This is a genomic window from Nocardia sp. NPDC088792 (assembly GCF_044750615.1).
Taxonomy (GTDB): domain Bacteria; phylum Actinomycetota; class Actinomycetes; order Mycobacteriales; family Mycobacteriaceae; genus Nocardia.
This window is the reverse complement of sequence record NZ_JBIVKC010000001.1, coordinates 79,548-99,276: the sequence shown is the minus strand read 5'-3', so window position 1 is coordinate 99,276 and position 19,729 is coordinate 79,548. Positions and strand designations below refer to the sequence as shown.

17 protein-coding genes and 1 tRNA gene are annotated in these 19,729 nt (G+C 63.3%); 13 read left to right on the top strand and 5 right to left on the bottom strand.

From position 1 onward, the window contains the following. Nucleotides 1-15 precede the first annotated feature (15 nt). Entirely contained in the window at nt 16-1,323 is a 1,308-nt protein-coding gene (locus tag ACIP5Y_RS00405; protein ID WP_400346280.1) for an MFS transporter, read from the bottom strand. A gap of 476 nt (nt 1,324-1,799) precedes the next feature. Here ACIP5Y_RS00405 and car point away from each other — a divergent pair, with 476 nt between their 5' ends. The 3 genes from car (at nt 1,800) to ACIP5Y_RS00390 (ending at nt 6,384) form a co-directional block, all read left to right on the top strand. Further along, the gene (gene car / locus ACIP5Y_RS00400; RefSeq protein WP_400346279.1) at nt 1,800-5,300 is read left to right on the top strand and encodes a carboxylic acid reductase; all 3,501 of its coding nucleotides are present in this window, start codon (nt 1,800-1,802) and stop codon (nt 5,298-5,300) included. A gap of 77 nt (nt 5,301-5,377) precedes the next feature. Next, nucleotides 5,378-5,833, top strand: a complete 456-nt coding sequence (locus ACIP5Y_RS00395) for a DUF6636 domain-containing protein (protein ID WP_400346277.1) — start codon at nt 5,378-5,380, stop codon at nt 5,831-5,833. A 29-nt stretch (nt 5,834-5,862) separates the two neighbouring features. Continuing rightward, nucleotides 5,863-6,384 (top strand): ester cyclase, encoded by a 522-nt coding sequence (locus tag ACIP5Y_RS00390; RefSeq protein ID WP_400346275.1) that lies wholly within the window; start codon nt 5,863-5,865, stop codon nt 6,382-6,384. 22 nt (nt 6,385-6,406) lie between these two features. On the opposite strand, the gene ACIP5Y_RS00385 is transcribed toward ACIP5Y_RS00390, so the two are convergent. Genes ACIP5Y_RS00385 through ACIP5Y_RS00375 form a run of 3 tightly spaced genes read right to left on the bottom strand, consistent with a single transcriptional unit; the run spans nt 6,407 to nt 7,805 of the window. Continuing rightward, nucleotides 6,407-6,775 carry an acyl-CoA thioesterase gene (locus ACIP5Y_RS00385; RefSeq protein WP_400346274.1) on the bottom strand — a complete coding sequence of 123 codons (369 nt, stop codon included), beginning with the start codon at nt 6,773-6,775 and terminating at the stop codon, nt 6,407-6,409. Beyond that, nucleotides 6,775-7,158, bottom strand: a complete 384-nt coding sequence (locus ACIP5Y_RS00380) for an acyl-CoA thioesterase (protein WP_400346272.1) — start codon at nt 7,156-7,158, stop codon at nt 6,775-6,777. The genes ACIP5Y_RS00385 and ACIP5Y_RS00380 overlap by 1 nt, the downstream gene beginning before the upstream one ends. A gap of 56 nt (nt 7,159-7,214) precedes the next feature. Continuing rightward, entirely contained in the window at nt 7,215-7,805 is a 591-nt protein-coding gene (locus ACIP5Y_RS00375; protein WP_400346270.1) for a hypothetical protein, read from the bottom strand. Between the two features lie 189 nt (nt 7,806-7,994). On the opposite strand from ACIP5Y_RS00375, the gene ACIP5Y_RS00370 reads away from it, so the two are divergent. From ACIP5Y_RS00370 to ACIP5Y_RS00335, 8 genes are all read left to right on the top strand, one after another. Continuing rightward, nucleotides 7,995-8,276 carry a hypothetical protein gene (locus ACIP5Y_RS00370; protein ID WP_400346268.1) on the top strand — a complete coding sequence of 94 codons (282 nt, stop codon included), beginning with the start codon at nt 7,995-7,997 and terminating at the stop codon, nt 8,274-8,276. 93 nt (nt 8,277-8,369) lie between these two features. After that, nucleotides 8,370-8,446: transfer RNA gene (locus ACIP5Y_RS00365), tRNA-Pro, on the top strand. Nucleotides 8,447-8,812: 366 nt separating this feature from the next. After that, on the top strand, nt 8,813-9,037 hold the full coding sequence (locus tag ACIP5Y_RS00360) for a helix-turn-helix domain-containing protein (RefSeq protein ID WP_400346267.1): 225 nt from the start codon (nt 8,813-8,815) through the stop codon (nt 9,035-9,037). Between the two features lie 30 nt (nt 9,038-9,067). Then, nucleotides 9,068-10,255, top strand: coding sequence for a tyrosine-type recombinase/integrase (locus ACIP5Y_RS00355; RefSeq protein WP_400346266.1), 1,188 nt, complete (start codon nt 9,068-9,070; stop codon nt 10,253-10,255). Nucleotides 10,256-10,445: 190 nt separating this feature from the next. Then, nucleotides 10,446-10,832, top strand: a complete 387-nt coding sequence (locus tag ACIP5Y_RS00350; protein ID WP_400346264.1) for a hypothetical protein — start codon at nt 10,446-10,448, stop codon at nt 10,830-10,832. Then, the gene (locus tag ACIP5Y_RS00345) at nt 10,829-11,872 is read left to right on the top strand and encodes a DUF4238 domain-containing protein (protein WP_400346262.1); all 1,044 of its coding nucleotides are present in this window, start codon (nt 10,829-10,831) and stop codon (nt 11,870-11,872) included. Before ACIP5Y_RS00350 ends, ACIP5Y_RS00345 begins: the two co-directional genes overlap by 4 nt. Nucleotides 11,873-12,441: 569 nt before the next feature. Then, nucleotides 12,442-13,164, top strand: coding sequence for a restriction endonuclease (locus ACIP5Y_RS00340; RefSeq protein WP_400346261.1), 723 nt, complete (start codon nt 12,442-12,444; stop codon nt 13,162-13,164). Between the two features lie 271 nt (nt 13,165-13,435). Continuing rightward, complete coding sequence (locus ACIP5Y_RS00335) at nt 13,436-14,611, top strand: DUF2130 domain-containing protein (RefSeq protein WP_400346259.1); 1,176 nt, start codon at nt 13,436-13,438, stop codon at nt 14,609-14,611. Between the two features lie 783 nt (nt 14,612-15,394). Here the strand turns inward: ACIP5Y_RS00335 and ACIP5Y_RS00330 are convergent. After that, nucleotides 15,395-16,687 carry a cytochrome P450 gene (locus ACIP5Y_RS00330; protein WP_400346258.1) on the bottom strand — a complete coding sequence of 431 codons (1,293 nt, stop codon included), beginning with the start codon at nt 16,685-16,687 and terminating at the stop codon, nt 15,395-15,397. A gap of 50 nt (nt 16,688-16,737) precedes the next feature. Here ACIP5Y_RS00330 and ACIP5Y_RS00325 point away from each other — a divergent pair, with 50 nt between their 5' ends. Together ACIP5Y_RS00325 and ACIP5Y_RS00320 are read left to right on the top strand one after the other, a co-directional pair. After that, complete coding sequence (locus ACIP5Y_RS00325) at nt 16,738-17,769, top strand: GAF domain-containing protein (RefSeq protein WP_400346256.1); 1,032 nt, start codon at nt 16,738-16,740, stop codon at nt 17,767-17,769. A gap of 143 nt (nt 17,770-17,912) precedes the next feature. After that, nucleotides 17,913-19,049 (top strand): GAF domain-containing protein, encoded by a 1,137-nt coding sequence (locus ACIP5Y_RS00320; RefSeq protein WP_400346254.1) that lies wholly within the window; start codon nt 17,913-17,915, stop codon nt 19,047-19,049. The last annotated feature ends 680 nt before the right edge of the window (nt 19,050-19,729 follow it).

Below are 19,729 nucleotides of genomic sequence, written 5' to 3'. Positions count from 1 at the left end.
CCGATTCGTGCTGTCTTACGGGTGCGCGGAGACGACGCGTGGCATGGGTGCGACAGTCCCCGGGCAGGGCGCGGGGCAGAGTGCCCCCGCCAGTGCGGTGTGCGGCGTGCGATGGCGCAGCGAGCCGAGCATGGCGACGGTCTCGAGCACGATCACGATCGCCCCGTAGACGTAAGTGGTGGCGGCCAGCCCGAACCTGCTCACGCTGAGTCCGGCGAGCACCGCCGGAATGCTCAAGGCCAGATACGACACCACATAGATGGCCGTCACCACTTCGGCGCGGGCCGCGGCGGGGGAGAGGCCGGTGAGCATGCGCAGCGCGCCCGAGAAGGACGGCCCGAAGCCGATACCCGCCACAATGCTGGCGGCGAAGAACAGCCACACCGAATGCGTCGCGGCGCCCACCAGGGCCAGCGCCACACCGGCGATGAGCAGGACCGGCCCGCGTTGCAGGGCTTGATCGATGGTCCAGTCGCGGGCCAGCACGGCCGTGATCGCCGAGGTGCCTTGCAGCGCAACCACCACCAGGCCGCCCGCGAGCGCACTGGTCTGATGGAACTGCACATGCATGAGCGCCCCGCCCAGCGCCAGATACAACCCGCCCAGCGCCCAGGTCGCGCAGATGGACGGCAACAGGGTCAGGAAGGCGGCCCGGACCGGTTGCGGCACCGACACTTTCGGTTTCAATGATTCGAGTGCGTGCCCGTCCGGCGCCACGGTCTCCGGGATCACCAGCACGCCGATGACGATGATGATGAAGGCCGCGGCCAGCAGCCAGTACACCAGCCGGGTCGGCGCGGGCGCGTAGGACACCAGCAGTCCGGAACTGATGGCTCCCACCGCCAGGCCCCCGCCCGCCGCGACATTCGTCATGAGCGCGCCCAGCCGGGATTCGGCGGGTTGCAGATCGATGAGGGTCGCGCTGATCGCACCCGTCGCCAATCCGGTGGCAATGCCCTGCACGATGCGCGCGGTGAAAAGCCAAGCCACCGACTGCGCTTCGGCGAAGGCCAGGGTGCCCAGCAGTTCGACCAGCACCGCGGCCAGCAGCACCGGCCGGCGTCCGATGTGATCGGACAGCGAGCCCGCGAACAGCAGGGTCACCAGCAACGCGATCGCATTGGCGGCATAGACGCCGGTGGACACCAGCGACGAGTAGTGCCACATCTGCTGATACACCGGGTACATCGGCGACGGCGCCGCGGACGCGAACAGCAACAGGCCCAGCGCGATGGACAGCAGCCAGAAGGCCGAGCTGTTCGACATGCGATAGCGCGCGGGGGTTTCGACGCTCAGGGCGTCGGAAGGTAGGTCCTGCATCATTCCTCGAACAGATCTTCGGTAAGGGCCTGTACGAGTGTGACCCAATCGGGCTGTGGCCGCTGGGGATCGGCGCCGGGGTGGTCCCGCGCCTGGGTGAAGGGCGCGGGACCACGGTGGCTGTCGGTACACGATCCGACGGGTATTACGCTACACCAAATCTTTTTGTTCGGGTTACCTAACTCGTCTCGGCGCGCCGGGCGCGACACGGCCCCGGATTGTGGGATTTACGTCACATGCACCGCAGGTCCCGGCCCGGTTTCGTGCGGTCCGGACGAGCCTGACCGGCACTCGGTACGGCGGCGTCGGAGGTGCTGAAGTCGGTGTGGCCGCAGTGCTTTCGCGATCGCGGATCGGTGCGCTTGACATCGCCCGGGCCGGGGCAGAACCTGATAGTTAGCGTAGCTAAATTGCAGTGGGCGTCTCGTGACGTGCGAGCGCTTCCGGCGGACGATGGTGTCGAACAAGGGAGGCTGATCATGGTGGATGACGTCCGGGGGCAGGTACGCGAGGAACGCATCGCGGCGTTGAGCGCGGATCCGCAGATCCGGGCGGCCATGCCGCTGGAAGAGATCGCGACAGCGGCCCGGCAGCCCGGACTGGGGCTGGCCCAAATCATCGAGACGGTCATGCTGGGCTACGCCGACCGGCCCGCCATCGGACAACGCGCCACCGAACTGGTCACCGACGAGACCGGCCGCCACCACCGCCGGCTGCTACCCGAATACGAAACCGTCAGCTACGGCGAACTGTGGCAGCGCGCGGGCGCGCTCGCGGCGGCCTGGCATCGCGACGCGCACAACCCCGTCCAGGCCGGCGACTTCGTCTGCACGCTCGGATTCACCAGCTGCGATTTCACCGTCGCCGATCTGGCGGGGGTGCGACTCGGCGCGGTGAATGTGCCCCTGCAATCGAGTGCTTCAGTGGCGCAATGGAGTTCGATCCTCGGTGAGACCGGCGCGACGGTGCTTGCGGTCAGCCTCGAACTGCTGGCCGCCGCGGTCGACGCGGTACTCGCCTCGGCCACGCTGCGAACCGTCGTGGTGATCGACTACGAGCCCGCAGACGACGATCAGCGCGAGGCCTTCGAGGCGGCGAAACACGAACTGGCGCAGTCCGGTAGCACCGTCACGGTGGATGCCCTGCAGGACGTGCTCGCGCGCGGCGCCGAACTGCCGCCCGTCCCGCCGCGCGGGTCCGGCAGCACCGAAGAGCTGGCCCTGCTCATCTACACCTCCGGCAGCACCGGCACCCCCAAAGGCGCCATGTACCCCGAACGGCTGGTGGCGGCGAAGTGGCTGGGGCCCACCGTCATTCCCGCGCCGGTGATCAACTTCAGTTACATGCCCATGAGCCACGTCGCGGGCCGCATGGTGCTCGCCGGCACCTTCGCTCGCGGCGGCACCGCGTACTTCGCGGCCGCGAGCGATATGTCGACCCTCTTCGAGGACGTCGCGCTGATCCGGCCCACGGAGCTGTTCTTCGTGCCGCGCGTGTGCGACATGGTGTTCCAGCGCTACCAGAGCGAACTCGAACAGCGGCTCGCCGCGGGCGTGCCCCGCGACGTGGCCGATGCCGAGGTGAAAACCGCACTGCGCCAGGAATTCCTCGGTGGTCGCCTGGTGCGTGCCATGGTCGGTAGCGCCCCCATCTCCGCGGAGATGAAGGTCTTCATGGAATCGGTCCTGGACGAACCGCTGCACGACGGCTACGGCTCCACCGAGGCCGGCGGTGGCCTCCTGATGGACAATCAGATCCGGCGCCCACCCGTCCTCGATTACAAGCTCGTCGACGTCCCCGAACTCGGCTACTACGGCACCGATCAGCCGCATCCGCGCGGGGAACTGCTCGTCAAGTCGACGCTCATGATCCCGGGCTACTACCGGCGGCCCGAAATCACCGCCGAGATCTTCGACCCGGACGGCTTCTACCGCACCGGCGATATCGTCGCCGAACTCGAACCGGACCACCTCGTCTACGTGGACCGCCGCAATAACGTGCTGAAGCTGTCGCAGGGCGAGTTCGTGGCCATCGCCAAACTCGAGGCCATGTACGCCACCAGTCCGCTGGTCGGGCAGATCTTCGTACACGGCTCCAGCGAACGCGCCTACCTGCTGGCGGTCATCGTGCCCACCGCTGAGGCCCGCGCCCTGGATCCGGCGGAACTGACTGCGGCGCTGACCGATTCGCTGCAGCGGATCGCCAAGGACAACCAGCTCGAATCGTACGAGCTGCCGCGTGCTTTCCTGATCGAATCCGAGCCGTTCACCATCGATAACGGACTGCTGTCCGGCATCGCGAAACTGTTGCGGCCCAAGCTGCGTGAACACTACGGCGAACGGCTCGAACGGCTGTACGCCGAGCTCGCCGAGCAGCAGGACAGCGAGCTGCGGGCGCTGCGCCGCGAATCGGCCGAGCTGCCGGTGTCCGAGGTGGTCATCCGGGCGGCACAGGCGATACTGGGTTGCGCCGCAACGGATCTGCGGCTGGACGCGCACTTCACCGACCTGGGCGGCGACTCGCTCTCGGCCCTGTCGTATTCGACGCTGCTGCGTGAGCTCGTCGGTGTGGAGGTGCCGGTCGGCGTGATCGTCAGCGCCGCCAATACGCTGGGCGGTCTCGCGAAATACATCGAGGCGGAACGGGATTCGGACGGTAAGCGCCCCACCGTCACCGCTGTCCACGGCAGCGGCGCCGAGATCCGCGCGGCCGACCTCACACTGGACAAGTTCATCGACGCCGCCACCCTGACCGCGGCCCCCGGACTGCCGCTCGCCCCGCAGCCGCCGCGCACGGTCCTGCTCACCGGCGCCAACGGTTACCTCGGCCGCTTCCTGTGCCTGGAATGGCTGGAACGACTGGAGGAGTCCGACGGCACCCTGATCTGCATCATCCGCGGCTCGGATGCCGACGCCGCCCGCACGCGCCTCGACGAGGTCTTCGACAGCGGCGATCCGGAAATGCTGCGCCATTACCGGGAGCTCGCCGACCGGCGGCTGCAGGTGCTGCCCGGTGATATCGGCGAACCGAATCTCGGCCTGTCACCACGGGATTGGCAGCGGCTCGCCGATACCGTGGACCTGATCGTGCATCCGGCCGCCCTGGTCAACCACGTGCTGCCCTACGACCAGCTGTTCGGGCCGAACGTGGTCGGCACCGCCGAGGTGATCCGCCTGGCCCTCACCACCCGGCGCAAGCCCGTCACCTACCTGTCCACGGTCGCGGTGGCCTCGCAGATCGATCCCGCGGTCTTCGACGAGGACGGCGATATTCGCGAGATCAGCGCGGTCCGCAGCCTCGACGACGGGTACGCCAACGGCTACGGCAACAGCAAATGGGCGGGCGAGGTACTGCTGCGGGAGGCCCACGACCTGTGCGGACTCCCGGTCGCGGTCTTCCGCTCCGATATGATCCTGGCGCACAGCCGCTATGCCGGGCAGTTCAACCTGCCGGATATGTTCACGCGCCTGCTGCTCAGCGTGCTGGCCACCGGTGTCGCACCGAAGTCCTTCTACCGCACCGACTCCGCGGGCAACCGCCGCCGCGCCCACTATGACGGCCTGCCCGCCGACTTCACCGCCACCGCGATCACGGTGCTGGGCTCCCGGGTCACCGACGGATTCGAAACCTTCGACGTGCTCAATCCGCACGACGACGGCATCTCCCTGGATGAGTTCGTCGACTGGCTCATCGAGGCGGGACACCCCATCGAGCGCCTGGACGACTATGCGGAATGGCTGAGTCGCTTCGAAACCGCGCTGCGGGCCCTGCCCGAACAGCAACGGCAGCACTCGGTCCTGCCCCTGCTGCACGCATACCGCCACCCCTCGCACCCCGTGGCCGGTGCGGCCCTGCCCGCCAAGAAGTTCCACAACGCGGTCCAGGAGGCGGAACTCGGCCCGGACGCCGACATCCCGCACCTGACAAGAGAACTCATCACCAAGTACGTCACCGACCTGAAGTTGCGCGGCCTGCTGTAGTCGAAGCGCACTGTAAGGCGTTTGAAACCGGTTCCGCTCACCATGAACCCCGTGCTCACACGAGTAGGGGGAACTACATGAAAACCGGAACCACAGCGCGGGTGATCGTCGCGGGCGCTGCCGTGCTCGCGGCGGTCGGCGTCGGCGGCACCGCCCAGGCCGACGCACCGGGGCAACTGCTCCAATTCCGCTCGCCATCGGGCAATATCGCGTGCGCATTCACCACCGCGATCGGCGGCAAGCCCGGCATTCTCTGCAATATCGCCAACTTCACTTACACCCCGCCGCAGCGCCCGGATTGGTGCAAAGACGGCGGCTGGGGGAGTTCGCTCTTCCTGGTCGAGGGCGGCACTCCGGCCTTCGGCTGCCAGGGACAAGGGATAAGCTCCGATGGTCTGCCCATCCTGTACTTCAGCCACTCGACCACCTCGGGCAACATCACCTGCCTGAGCGCCGCCGAGGGCATCACCTGCACGGATACCTCGACCGGCCACTATTTCCGGATCGCTCGCGAATCCTACGAACTACATTGATCACCGGTTCAGACGCGAAGGGAACGATCATGTCCGATATGCAACTGTCGGTCGAGGAAATCGCCGCACACTGCGTGCGGATGATCGCCGAGGGCGACTACGCGGATTTCGAGAAGTACATCCATCCGGAGGCGACCAACCGCGAATCCGTGGCCGAACCACCGGCCTCCCGCGGCACCGGTCCCGCCGCCTTCCTCTCCACCGCGGAATGGCTGCGCTCGGCCTACTCCGGAATGCACTGGGAGATCCACGATCTGGTGTCCGACGGTGACCTCGTGGTGCTGCACGCCACCCTGTCCGGTCGGCAGACCGGTCCGTTCGTGGTCTACGACGCCGACGGCAAGGTCGAACAGGTCTTCCCGGCCACCGGCAAGGACTTCGCGGTCACCCAGACGCACTGGTGCCGCTTCGCCGACGGCCGCCTGATCGAGCACTGGGCCAACCGCGACGACCTCGGCCAGGCCCGCCAGCTCGGCTGGGCGCCACCGAGCCCGATCTACCTGTTCCGCATGCAACTCGCGACCCGCGGGGCCCGGCGCGCGAATCGCTGAAAACCGTTGCCGCCCCGAGGGGTCAGCCGCCGAGCGCGCCGAGATAGGCGCGCTCGGCGGCGGTCAGCGAACGGGGTGCGTTGTCCGCCATGGCCACCAGGGTCGAGGTGGCCGACAGATAGACGTGCTCGGCATTGCGCACCTCGTGCGCCAGCGTGAACGACGTATCGCCGATGCGCTCGACCACGCTGGTCACCGTCACCGGATCCGGCCCGAAGGTGAGCGGCAGTCGATAGGTCAGCCGATGCCCCGCGACCACCAGATGCCACGGCTCGTGTCCCGCCAGCAGATCTTCCCGCGCCTCGTCGAGGTATTGCGCGAACACCACATTGTTGAGATGGCCGAGCGCATCCATATCGGCGCGCCGCAATTGGATGTCGTAGCTGTGCATCAGTACCGCATCTCCTCGAGCATCACCCGTTCGCGCTCGTTCAACTTCCGCGACCGCTGCGCCTCCGGATCGAAAGCCACCATGGTGCACTCGGCCCGCGTGTACACGGCCTCCTCGTCGAGCACCTCGTGCGCCAAGCTGTACGACGAGGTCCCGACCTTCGTCACCCAGGTCTCCACCCGCACCGGCCGCGCCCGATACCGCAGCGGCGCCAGATAGTCGATATCCATCTGTGCCACGACACTCGATCCGGAGAACTCCCTGGTCCGGAACAGATCGATGCGCGTCTCCTCCAGATACCTCAGATGAACCGCATTGTGCACATGCCCATCGGCATCCATATCGGACCACCGCAACGGGCACAGATAGACATGACGAGACACACCGCATTCCTATCAAGCCGTGCGCAGGCAACCTTGCGGCGACCCCTGTGGAGCGCCTAGTTCGTCGCGGGAGCCGACGTCACCGGAGCGGCCGAAGTGACCACGGGCGCCGCCGAAGTGGTCACCGGCGCCGCGGAGGTCGCCACCGAAGTCGTGACCGGAGCATCCGTCGTGGTCGCCGTCGGACTCACCGAAACCGTGGTGACGGGCGCGGCCGAGGTCGTGCCCGCCGGAATCGGATCCGGGCACTTGCCATCCCGCTCACCGATCGAATTGATCTCCGCATTGGACCGCGGATCACCGGCATAGTTGAGCTGATCGGTGCATTTCACCGCGTTGTCCGGCCCCGGCGGATTCCCCGGCTGCCCACCCGGATCCGCAATCGGCCCCGGATTCGCCGGATTCACCGCCGGCGCACCAGGATTCGCCCCGGGACCACCCGCCTGCCCACCGGGATTCCCGGGCGAACCGGTCGTCGTACCGGCAACCGTGGACGCCACCACCGAACTGCTCGGCGACCCTTTGATGGTGGTCGTAGCCGGCGACCCGGACCCCGACGAGCACCCCGTCACCAGCCCGATCACCGGGCTCATCACCAGCACCGCCACCCCGGCAGCCGCCCGGCGCCGCACACGAATCTCCCACATAATGGGCACTCCTCCTGAAATTTCCCCAACCCCGAAGCATCAACCACCGCCGACCGTAACCCGCCCCCACCACCCCGCAGATGCCACAACTTCTGAGGTCTGGACGCGCCGTAGGCATCCCGTAAGTATTTCCCGCCATTGAGCGTGGAATCCGCCGTGCTCGATGGCGGCCGGGACTACTATCCCCGCATGACGGTCGGCACGGACCTACCAAAACCCGAAACGCTGTTCGACCTCGACGTCTGGCTGCACAGGTGGCCGGCGAGCGTCTACGCCACCGAACTCCACTACGGAGTCCTCGTCTTCACCGGCCGCGACCAGTTCGACGACCGAGACGTAGCCATCGCCGAGCGCACCTACCCCGGACGCCGCATCCTCCTCAACGACACCGGCAAACTGGAAGTCCACCCCGCCGGCAACACCCCACCCCTCTCCATCTTCAACCCCACCCACCCCCTCCGCCCCCACTGACCCACCCACCCCACAAGCCCCCCTACCAGCCGATTTGGAGAGTAAGGGGGGTACTGGGGTAATCTCGTCGAGCACGAGCGAGAGCAAATGCAACGGGCTGTGGCGCAGCTTGGTAGCGCACTTGACTGGGGGTCAAGTGGTCGCAGGTTCAAATCCTGTCAGCCCGACCAGGTCAGAGGCGGTTTCCGCCTCTGACCGGTTACGTTTTGTGGACCAATTGTGGACCACAACGCCATCCGCAGGACCTACGGGACTGTCGGGCACAGGTGTATTCAACAGGTTCATCGCACTCATCGGCAACGAGATCTCCGACGTGGGATCTACCGCCCTTCACGCCGAATCTCCACACCCCATATGGGGTTTGCTGGATAGTCGCCAGCTTCGTGTGGCGAGGCTTACCCTTCTGATACCTCCCGTCCGCGGGGGCTTCCCGGCAACCGCCGCAGCGGAATCGGACGATGTGCCGTTCGGCATGGACAGCGCTCGGCCCAGAGGTTTCGACGGCACCGGGAGCTGCGATCGGAAAGGGGTCAGCCATGGACAGTGCAGCCCACAAACATTCGCTGCTGAGTCAGCGGATGTACACCACCGGGGAAGTCTCTCGAATACTCGGTGTGGATGCGTCGACGCTACGGCGCTGGCGCCGCGGCAAGCCGGCCGAAGGACCGGGGTTCATCCTCATCTCCGAGCGTGTCGCCAAGTACCCCGAGAGCGATCTCGAGGCGTATCTGGTTGCACGACACATCATCCCTGCGGCATAGCCGCCCGCCTCGTGCTGGAGGTGGGAAGCAATGAGTGACTCGCTCGTCATGCCTATCGGCATCAAACTCACCAGCGATATCGAGGTACTGGAGCGTGCCGGGTCCGGCAATCCCTTTCGTGCGCGCGTCCGCTGGACCGACCCGGAGACGAAGGCCCGGCCGTCGAAGTCCGCGACTTTCGAAACCGAAGGGCAGGCACAAGTCTGGATCGATCGGCTTGTTCGATTGGCAGCGCGAGATATCGATCCGATCCGTGCGAGTATCAGCTTGCTCCAATACGGCACCGATCACATGGATCTCGCCCTGGTCGGACTCGAGGAGAAAACCAAAGATCCCTACATGGCCGGCTGGCGTACGCGGGTCGTGCCCACGATGGGGCATCTTTGGGTCCCTACGATCACGAATGGCATCTGCGATCGTGCAGTGGTCCAGTGGATCGAGGAAGGGGGCTGCGGAAAATCGACGATCAAGAACACTCTGGCGGTACTCAAACGCGTCATGGAACAAGCCCGCCGCGACGGGCTGATCGATCTCAATCCAGCGAATGTCCGTGGCTGGCAAGCACTTTACAAACAGGTCGAAGATGAACTGAAGGACCCACGCGCGCTGGCCATCCCCACGTGGCCTGCGCTGGTCGATTTCTGTGATGCCCTGGTGAATGCTTCCGCAGGTCACTATGACGGCTGGGGTGAAATCGTCATGTTCGCCGCGTGTACCGCGGCGCGCATCGGGGAGGTCTCGGGCTGCCTGGTCGGCGATATCGATACCGAGTCGTGGATCTGGACTGTAAGGCGACAGACAACGCCCGGGCCCGGCGGACTCATCGACAAAGGCACGAAGGGCAATCGCGCCAGGTTCGTGCCGATCATCGAACAGATTCGTCCCTTGGTGGACAGACGCATAGCGGCACTGGGAAACAGGAAGGACGCTCGACTGTTCACAGGGCCCAAGGGAGGGCGAATCACTACCGGGGGTCTGCGCGACGCTACGCATTGGGATCAGGTCGCAGTCCGATTGGGGCACGAGCGTCTGGTGCGGCACTCTTTGCGCCATACCGGGTTGACCTGGATGGCTGATGCCGGCATACCGATGCACCGGCTGCAACAGATTGCAGGACACGCAGATTCGCGTGTAACTGAGCTGTACATCCGACCGGATCACACACGCCTGGCGAAGGCCGCTAAGAAGATGTCCAAACACCTGAAACTGGCTGCCTGAAACGGAAGAACGGTGCCCCAGATCCTCGTGCGCAGGGTCTGGGGCACCGGGTAATCGTCCAACCAGTCGCTTGCTGATTGACGTCCCGACTGTAGCTGACTGGCACGTATCGGCACTCTGCCAGGGGTTGCGTGTCGGGTCGGCGTCCAATCTGGTTTGGACGCGGCCAGTTCCGGCGTACCGTCCAGAAATGTCAGGTACAGCCGCCGACGACTTGAAGCGCGAGATCATGCAGAGTCCCGAGATCGATCGACAGTGGATACGGCTGTTCGACGCGGCGGACATCGTCGGCATTGCCGAGGCTCGATCTGCCGGTCGCAAAGCTGGCCGCTCATTGAAGATGAAAGTTGCCACATTCCATACCGACCCGCGCCGCCGGGCAGACGGGTTGGTGGCCGTCATCGTCACGATGAACCAGGAAGAGAACGATCCTGAGGAGGAGCAACGGATGTGGAAACGGACCCTGAACCGTCCCGGGTTTGGGGCCGCCCAGATCGCCTGCTGTCGTAGCGTAAGCCCGCCCAGTTCATGGGCCAAGCTAGTGAGTGTCCAGTCGTGCGCGATGATAGATCGGTGACTGACAGCGTCTGGGGGCGAACCCCTACGACACAGGGCGGAAAGGATGTCGTTCAACTCGTCCGCGAGTACATGAAGCGCATCGAAGAGAAGGCCAAGCAGCGTGACTGCCCGTCACGTCGCCACCACTATGTCCCGCAGTCATACCTTCGAGCGTGGAGTGATGATGGAGATCGCCGCGTCCGTGTCCTGCTGACGAGACGGGGCATCGACAGACTGTGCGGTGTGAAGGATGTCTGTGTCAGTGAGAATCTCTATCGTGCAATAGCCCCAGATGGTGAAGCGCACAATCAATACGAGGCGATGCTGGGCATCATTGACGATGAGTCAGCCCGAATCCTTAGAATCCTTCAACGGCATCGGCCCGGTGATGATCTAGATTTCGATGACTTTATGTCGCTGGCTGTCGTGATGGCATTTCAGCATAGTCGTACGCCGCAGACAATACGACTGATAGCCGATGTCACGAAGTGGATGTCCCACCGAATGGGAGAGGACCCGAAGGAGGTTGGGGGGAGTCTCCTACTAGATACGGTCTTTGCCCACCTTTACACGCTTGCGGATGAGTTCTCTATCCGTCAACTTGAGCTATGGGATGATCCGCGCGGCCGATTTATCACTTCTGACCAGCCAATTCAGCCATCAATGGACCGACCTGGCGAATTTCCGCCGATTCATGAGGGCCACTATGTCTGGTGGCCGATCAGCCCCAACCGCCTAGCGGTGCTGAGCACCGATAATGGTAATGCAAAGGTCATAGTCCGTAATGCGACGTCCAACGAGGTCAGAGCAGTTCGGGGCGCATATGTGAGAGGGGCCGAGGAAGCGATCATCGCCGTTCCTACTGACCGGGATCTTCCTCATGGCCGGTTACTCCGTCGGCCGCAGATCGTCGTAAACTGCAAGCCGAAGCGTTCGGAGGATGGCTGCGAATTTTCCTTCACGTATGGGTATGCTTCTCGGCCTCTGGATCAAGCATGTTTGCCGCTATGTCCACTCGCGCAAGCGGCAATGGAAGGAGGCTCAAACAAACAACGGTGACACACGCGGACTCAGCCGCACCGTCAGTGAATGGCAAAGGCCAGCAGTCGGACCGTCTCTGCCTGCGGTCGGATTTCTGCCATGGCGTAGGCGCCGAAGCAGCGTTACTCCTAGCCTGTGCTGCTTGATCTGAAAGTCGCCAGCCGAAACCTGGTGCCAACGACAGTCGACGGCGATCAGATCTGAACATCTGCAAAGACTTGCGTCGCCGCCTGCGCCGGTACCGAGACCGGGCGTGCATTGCCCACAAGCGCCGCCATCACCCACGATTCGACCGCCGTTGACACCTTGTCCAGAACGTGGCCGAGTCAGCTTACTATCGTGGCCCACCTGATACTGTCCAATCCGATTTCCGTCGGGCCCGCCGCATCCTGTGGTTCTGAAGCGCGACTCAGAGAGGAGACCGCGGCGTAGGGCGTTGAACGATGTGAACGTGTCCTTGCGGGCGCGGGAGGCCAAGTATCGTTGAGCGCCCGAACTTGTCGGTGGGGGATGCGATGATCTGGCAACCCTAGATCCGATGTGCGGCCACGGCTGATGGCTGACCACCTTCGAAATGGACTGCGATCGTGCGTATCACCAATATCGAGCCCGGAGTCGGGGCAGCCCCACGTCCGCACACCGTCAGAGACGAGGATGTCTGCACGTACCGCGTGATCGAATCTGCAGATGGGACGCCTCTACTCCATTTGCAGGTGAGTACTGCCGGCGGTAAGGCCAGCTTTTCGGTGCAGTTCGACCGAGACTCGGCTGGCCGGCTGTTCGAGATCTTCAGCGATGCCGATGTACTCAGCCGACTGACGCTGGATTGGCAACGCATCGACGCTGACGGGTTCGAGCGACTGATCGCCCGGTTGCTCGAGCTGTCGGGCGCATACACGAAGATCAATAGGCTGATGAACGTCAACGCGCCCGATTGCGGACGGGATATCGAGGCATTCTTGCAGGTCAGCGATGGTCTCGGCGTGGAGACACTGGAACGCCTGATTGTCCAAGCGAAGCACTGGCCCGGGAGAGGGGTCAGCGCCTCCGAGATCGCCGACTTGGTTCACACCAAGATGCCGCAGTGGGAGGGCGAGCCGGTGCGGCGTTTGACGATCGCTACATCCGGATCGTTCACTCGCGACGCTGTTCACTGGACAGAGGCTCACAACCGTGCGGCCCACCGCCCGACGATCACGCTGTGGTCGTCCAGCGAACTCGAACGGATGCTCAGGCGATGGCCAACGTTGGCTGCCGAATTCGGCCTGATCACGTCGAGGCCCGATCGGTCGCCTCTCACGTCGTCCTAGGCGGTGTCAACCTGCCGACAACGTCCCTGTCGATAATTTCAGGCAGCGCCAGTCCGGCGATCTCCCGCGTGAGCGGCGGTCTCACGCCCGGCTGTCACCTCCAAGCGCCCTTCAGGTATGCGCAGATCCGAATTGTCAGAGATGCGGCGTACGATCGTTGGACACTGGGATCTACCTGCATCTGGAGTACTTACTGCTGCGCATAGTGCGCGAAGGCCAGCAAACCCAGACGGAACCGCTACTCCGGTCGCGCTTGTGGAGGAGAACTGAAATGGTTCAGCAAAGTGATTACTCAGTGTTCAAAGTCTCGTGTTCCAACTGTGGCGTCGAAATACCCCTTGCAGAGTCATTGATTCTGGAGATGCTTGCCCCAGAGCGTGAACGCATTGAGCGCGACGCCGCAGCCGAGGCCAAGGCATCCGCAGACGCCAAATCCGCCGGGCTAGAAAAACTTGTTAGCGAGTTGCGCGGCGCTGTTCAGGTAATGACTGAACGTGCGAAAAAGAGCGAAACCAACGAGCTAAAGATTCGCCAGGAGAATGAGCGCATCAGTGTGAAGCTTGGGGCATTTGAACTGGAAGTAACTCGCGAGGCCGCCGCTCGCAGTGAGAAGATCCGTGCTGCCGAAAAGAGGCGCGCGGACAGATGTATTGCGGACACCCTCCGTGACGCGCGAGGTGAGACTCTCGAACTTAATGGCCGAATCAAGCAGCTGGAGAAACAGCTGGCCAATGCGCACCGTAGCGCTGTATCTCACTCTCGCCCAACAGATCTAGGGTTAGCTCGGCAACAAGCGCTCGTCGAAGAGCTCCAGGCGCGATTCTCCAGTGATTCCTTGCGCTCCGCCAAGCGCGGCGCCCGAGGGGTCGATGTGATCCAAACTGTATGTGATCACGGTAGTTCCTGCGGCAATCTCGCCATCGAGAACAAGGATACAAAAACGTTCCAACGGCAATGGCTTGCCACATTGGCTAAGGATATGAAGGCTGAGAACGCTATGTTCGGCGTTCTTGTGACATCAACGCTGCCCGCCGGTGTTCACAGCGGTGACCAGATAAATGGCATCTTCATCTGCGAGCCTTCCATGGCACTGCCTGTTATCGCGATCGTCCGGCAAACGCTGATCGCGGTTTCTCACTGCATCGCAGCGGCGCTAGCGCCGGAGGACACGGCAAAACAGCTGTACGACTACGTCACTGTTGGCCGGTTCGGCCCATTACTCGGCAAGGCGCTCGACGTCTGCCAGGCTGCGCTTAGGCAACTAGAGAAAGAGGATGCCTACCATCGCCAGCGACAGGCAGCATTGCGGCAAACCTTGCTCGGCATCATCGACGCCGTTGTCACTGTCGGGGGTGACATCTCGGGTCTTGGTGCGGAGGTCCCACCTGCTCTGCGCGTCGAGCTGCCCTCGATCCCCAGAGAATTGACCAACAGTGTGACATCCTGAACAGGATCGTGACACTCGTCATCGCCGTGATCGTGGCCGTGGCGATCATCGAGGAACACTCGGCGGCCCCTCGCGTGTCGGGCCCGGGAACGGAGGCGACACCAGCGGCATGCCGACATTCACCGTGACCGCCGGTCCACTGCCGATCGGGCCCAACGGACCACCTCAGGCGAACACCACCCAATCGGTTTCTTCACCTGCCTGAGCCGGACCGGCACCCGGCACGCTGATCAGGACTTGCCCACACCTCAGTCAGTCCTGGATACGGCATAGCCCTCGGGCGCACCTGCCTCGACTCGATCACCACCGGGTGGGACGTGGCCGTCAGCGGAGTGCCCAACCCCTACGGAGAGCGGATGACTTTCAGCCTGATGACCCTCAGGCCGGTCACCCTGGGGTCGCTACCCGACAGCGCCGATCCCAACTACGAACCCTGTGGGAACGCGTCGGCGGGTGGCGGGTCCTGCGAGATGGCACGACCCTGTGCCTGCACGCCCACGGCCTGCTCGCCGCAATCACGGTCACCCGCAACCTCGAGCACCGCGCTTCTGGACTACACGGTCTGGGTCGATTGATCCGATCAGCCACCAGCCGATCCCACGCCACAGCGGCGAAAGCGCTTGCTCCGCAACATGATCCAGGCAGACGGACAACGCCGGGACTCGCCGAAGTCGGGTCACAGCCCTACACGTCACGTAGCCCGCGCGCTCATCTGTTCCAGCTACTTAATCGTCCTGCTGGAATGTCTGGAGTAGAACATGAGCAGCTCAAGGCTGCCGATGTTCATCCGCCAGAGCGGTACCCGCCCTCGAATCCCTTTGCAGATGCTGGGTGTTCAGGCGGTTGCCCAGTTGATGGATGCCGTGTCAGCCGGACGGGAAGCGCTTCAAGACGTCGGAAGAAGAGGCTTCGTCGCCAGCGCAGTTCGCTGGGCGCTGTAGCGAGCTGCATGTGGGGGAATCGCTGCAGCAGGAGTGAGATGGCTGCGGCTGCTTCGGTGCGAGCAAGGCGCGCACCGAGGCAGTAGTGGATTCCGGTCCCGAAGGAGAGGTGGCGAACGGGGCGATCAGGGTCGAATGTATCTGGGTTGGTGATGGATTCGGGGTCTTGGTTGGCCGCGAGTAGCGAGACCATCAGCAATTCCCCTCGACGGATCTGCTGGCCGGCGATATCGAGATCGGTATGAGCCTGACGGAGAGTCGAAACAGGGAGCGGCGGATCAGAACGCAGCGTTTCGTCGAGGATGGCCTCCAGCCGGTCGGGCTCGGTAAGCACGCGCTGGATCTCCACGGGGTGGGATAGCAGCGAAAGCACTGTGCCGAGAATGAGATTCGAAGTGGTCTCATGCCCGGCGATCAGCAACAACGCTACGGTTGACAGCGCTTCCTTCAGATTGATTTCACCCTTCGAGATCTGTTGTGTGAGCGCGGTGATCAGGTCGTTGCGGGGACGAACTCGTCGCGCGGCGAAGTGTGGCAGTATCAGGCGAGCGAAATCTATACTGGCGCTTCGCAATTGATGCGGCTCGGCGACGGTGACGTCGGAGAGAATCGCCGAAGAGCGTTCGATTCGTTGCTGATTTCGGCTGTCTATTCCGGTGATCTCGCAGATCACTGCTACCGGAAGTGGGCACGCGAGTGCGGAGACCAGATCGACAGGTTCGGTCGAATCCATCGAATCGATCAAGCCTGCTGCCAGGGTATGGATTCGGGGCTCCATGGCGGTGACAGCACGAGGAGTGAAGAAGTCGGCAACCGATCGGCGCAGCCGCGTGTGGTCCGGAGGATCGGACCCGAGCATGTGGGTCACCATCCACTCGGTGCCATAGCGCAGAAACCTTTGACGCAATCCGGCGTCGGCGCCATCGCTGGATACTCCGAGCATGGTGTCGCGACCTTTGCCGATGCGACGGTCGGTGAGTACTTTTCGGGCAATGTGGTCGCCGGTGATGAGCCATCCGTGAACTCCGGACGGTGTTTCGAACCGGTGGATAGGCCCGTCGTGGAGTAACTGCCGGTAGAAGTCATGAGGGTCTCGGAAATATGTTTCGTCGAAGGTGACGCTGGTGAGCGACATGGTTCCCCGGTTTCCGTGAACTTGGAACACGAAAAGCGCACTATTGCAGCATGACCGACAAGATCGTACGTCAGGAGGAGCACGCACGGTCGCCGCAATGGCTGCTCATCGAGACATTCGGTGAACTGGACGGTAACTACACCATCGTCGACTGGGGCGGACATCCGAAGGAGTTCTTGTCTCTGGACAAGGCCGTGAAGGGCGCGGCGGCCAAGATAAGGCAAGCGGTGGAAGCGGTAGGGCGGTCGCATGAGCCGCTGACGGCGATCGGAGCCGGCCGGCACGTGGAGGTCTACCCGCACTTCGTAGCCGACCGGCTACATGGTGTCCAGGTGTGGTCGGGATTGGAAGAGCAAACGCCGCCGCTACGCCCACGAGCGGGCGCTTGGGACATCAACCTCACCACTCTGACAGCGCTCGGAAGCGCGGAGTGGGCCGAGCTCGCCGACATCCCCGAGGACCAGCGGGGTGCGGAGCGGTCGTTGGCGAACATGTTCGCCCAAGTGCAGACCGACGAGAAGGAGCTGCTGGCGATGAAACGCATCATCGCCGCGCTGCCGGGCACCACCCATCAGGGGGTCTGGACTGTGTTCCGCCGGGACGGCGGCAGCTTCCGGTCGCACTTCTCCTGCCGCATCTACGAACAAGCCACTCCCGACGGACATCACCATCGCATCGCTCGAGGTATCAGCCAGGAGATTGCCGCCGGGGGTGCCACCAGCGAGCCGGAGCCGCTGGTTCTGCTGGAACATCGGCTGCTCGAAGCCGACACTCCTCCCGGTGAATACCGTGCGTTGGTCAATCTGCGGAACCTTCGCCTGATTCGATGGGTCCATGGATCGCCAGTGCCCGACGAGATCGCGTGGCGCAGGAACCGCGGCGAACCCGACCCCGAAGTCCATCCAGACGATCGCCAGGAAATGATTGACATGGCGCGAGGGCTCGCGAAAGCCAGCACCAGCGGCCGGTTGCGGGTGCGTGGCGTGGACGGCACTTGGATCCCTGTCAGCGCTCGCGCCAGTCTGGTCGCAATCGACCAGGAAACCACGGCTGCCCTCGTCAAATTCACGATCGATCGCTAAAGGTTTGCGGGGTATAATTCAGAGTTACGCTCCCGCGGTTGCGGGAATCCGGCTGTGGTCGGTCCGATGTGGACCACGCCAGGCAGCGGTCACCGGGTAACCCCGGCTGATGATGATCTGCGCTGTCTGGAAGGAGTCGACCGATGACCGAGCCGAAGGATGAACTCTCGCCGTCGCCGGCGAACATGCCCGCACGCATTTCCCGGTGTCAGCACGCGACAAGTACCCATGTACCCCGACATTGGGCAGTCATAGAGACCCTCGACGAGGGGAGCGAGGGCACGGTGATCGCCGATGGCCCCCACCCTCGACGATTCAGCAAGCTGAACCGAGTATCACTTGCCCCTACTATCGGCGTCGTTCGCCGGATTCACCCGGTCATCGCTCAATGCGTAGCGGATCGCCGATTCGTCATGGAGACGATGACCCTGGCCTGCGGGGCATCGATCAAGATCGTAGGGGTGCCGATCCTCGGTCCGTACGGGCATGTTCGTGCCGTTTGCGTCTGGATCGGTGAAGCCGACGCTGCCCTGCCTCCAGTGCCCGATGTCGGCGTGCTGGAGTGGGACGCGGCCGTTGTGGTGGCGGCATCGGTCGCCGCCCGCACGCTCCTGCTCGGCGACGAATCCGTTGAAACATCGTTGCTCCCGGACATGCTCTCGAATCTCGATCGATTCGAGAGTCGCTCCGACTTCCTCGCCTTGCTCAGTCTCGACGACCCGATCGACGAGTGGATCGGAAGCGCGACAAGGACTTTCAGCGACGGCACGCCCCACCGGCTGCAGATCGCCGCCCGTGCAGATGGCGCTGGGCCTGGTCGCCGGGTACGAGCTGTTGTGTGCGAGGTAGTCGATGGTACGCAGACTCGATTGACACCTGAAATGTATTTGAGGGCAATGCGTCACGTGCCAATCCTGCCCGGGCACGCACTGGCGATGGTCGACCTCAACGCGAAGGTCATCCACGACTGGATCGCCACCGACGGCGATCCGATGGCCGGTTGGTGCCATCACAGGCCGCTACTTCACCCAGACGACCAAGTGCGGATTCTCGCGACATGTGAAGCACTGCTGGTCGGCTCCGTAATGACCGCGTCAGTCCGGGGAAGGATTCGCTTCGATCCAGGCGATGAATGGATCGAACTAGAATCCAGATGGACGCGAATAATGGAGGGCGACCAGCCCCAAGCGCTCGTTCATATTGCGGTCATCCCACCGTTGCCGACGTCAATCGTTGACGACTGTCCTCGCTGTAGACGGGCGGCTGATAGTGCTGCCTAGCGTCTCCGGATTCGGAATTTTTCATAAGTTGCCTCTACATGCCATAACATCCGGCCAGCAATGAATGGCCTTGGCGTCGGAAATCTTGCAAAATAATGTGACATAGGATACGTTCAACATAACGTCCTTTTGTGAGGACTTTCCCGGCACCCGCTGTGCGGAACCGGATGAATGCCAGGCAATCGCATGCGGCCAATCGACATTGCGCGACGCTTACGCTGCCTGCCTGGTGAGCCCGATGGCACCTGACCTGGCGCAAGAAGTACGCGCTTCAGCTGGGACCGGGGTCGGATGGGAGAGGGTGAGATGAAGATTCTCGAGCATGGTTGCCGGCGTTCTCGCCGACCTGATTGCAGCCGGCCAATCCTCGTGTGGGACTCGGCGCTGAACGAGCGCTTCGAACGACTCTATGACGAGATGATCGACGGAGAACTGCGATCCCGTCGACGCATACGGCACCGTTGGGCACTCGACGACGAGTAGAGCGCATTCGAAATATCGAGTCCAACCTGCCCCGGCAGCATATATCGCCTCGATCGAGGCAAACGCGTTCGTATTCGATGCCGGTGGCCATTCATGAATTCGGTGCCTGGAGACTGCCGATGTGAGTAATCGGGCTTTTTCCCAATCGGCTTGGCTCCGGCTAGTCAACTATGCCGAATGCTGAAGCGCGACCTTTC

Excerpts from the sequence above, each read along its gene's own strand:
- ACIP5Y_RS00320 (WP_400346254.1), top strand. The coding sequence starts at position 17,913 with ATGACCGAGCCGAAGGATGAACTCTCGCCGTCGCCGGCGAACATGCCC.
- ACIP5Y_RS00360 (WP_400346267.1), top strand. The coding sequence starts at position 8,813 with ATGGACAGTGCAGCCCACAAACATTCGCTGCTGAGTCAGCGGATGTAC.
- car (WP_400346279.1), top strand. The coding sequence starts at position 1,800 with ATGGTGGATGACGTCCGGGGGCAGGTACGCGAGGAACGCATCGCGGCG.
- ACIP5Y_RS00405 (WP_400346280.1), bottom strand. The coding sequence starts at position 1,323 with ATGATGCAGGACCTACCTTCCGACGCCCTGAGCGTCGAAACCCCCGCG.
- ACIP5Y_RS00355 (WP_400346266.1), top strand. The coding sequence starts at position 9,068 with ATGAGTGACTCGCTCGTCATGCCTATCGGCATCAAACTCACCAGCGAT.
- ACIP5Y_RS00385 (WP_400346274.1), bottom strand. The coding sequence starts at position 6,775 with ATGCACAGCTACGACATCCAATTGCGGCGCGCCGATATGGATGCGCTC.
- ACIP5Y_RS00375 (WP_400346270.1), bottom strand. The coding sequence starts at position 7,805 with ATGTGGGAGATTCGTGTGCGGCGCCGGGCGGCTGCCGGGGTGGCGGTG.
- ACIP5Y_RS00325 (WP_400346256.1), top strand. The coding sequence starts at position 16,738 with ATGACCGACAAGATCGTACGTCAGGAGGAGCACGCACGGTCGCCGCAA.
- ACIP5Y_RS00395 (WP_400346277.1), top strand. The coding sequence starts at position 5,378 with ATGAAAACCGGAACCACAGCGCGGGTGATCGTCGCGGGCGCTGCCGTG.
- ACIP5Y_RS00330 (WP_400346258.1), bottom strand. The coding sequence starts at position 16,687 with ATGTCGCTCACCAGCGTCACCTTCGACGAAACATATTTCCGAGACCCT.
- ACIP5Y_RS00370 (WP_400346268.1), top strand. The coding sequence starts at position 7,995 with ATGACGGTCGGCACGGACCTACCAAAACCCGAAACGCTGTTCGACCTC.
- ACIP5Y_RS00335 (WP_400346259.1), top strand. The coding sequence starts at position 13,436 with ATGGTTCAGCAAAGTGATTACTCAGTGTTCAAAGTCTCGTGTTCCAAC.
- ACIP5Y_RS00390 (WP_400346275.1), top strand. The coding sequence starts at position 5,863 with ATGTCCGATATGCAACTGTCGGTCGAGGAAATCGCCGCACACTGCGTG.
- ACIP5Y_RS00350 (WP_400346264.1), top strand. The coding sequence starts at position 10,446 with ATGTCAGGTACAGCCGCCGACGACTTGAAGCGCGAGATCATGCAGAGT.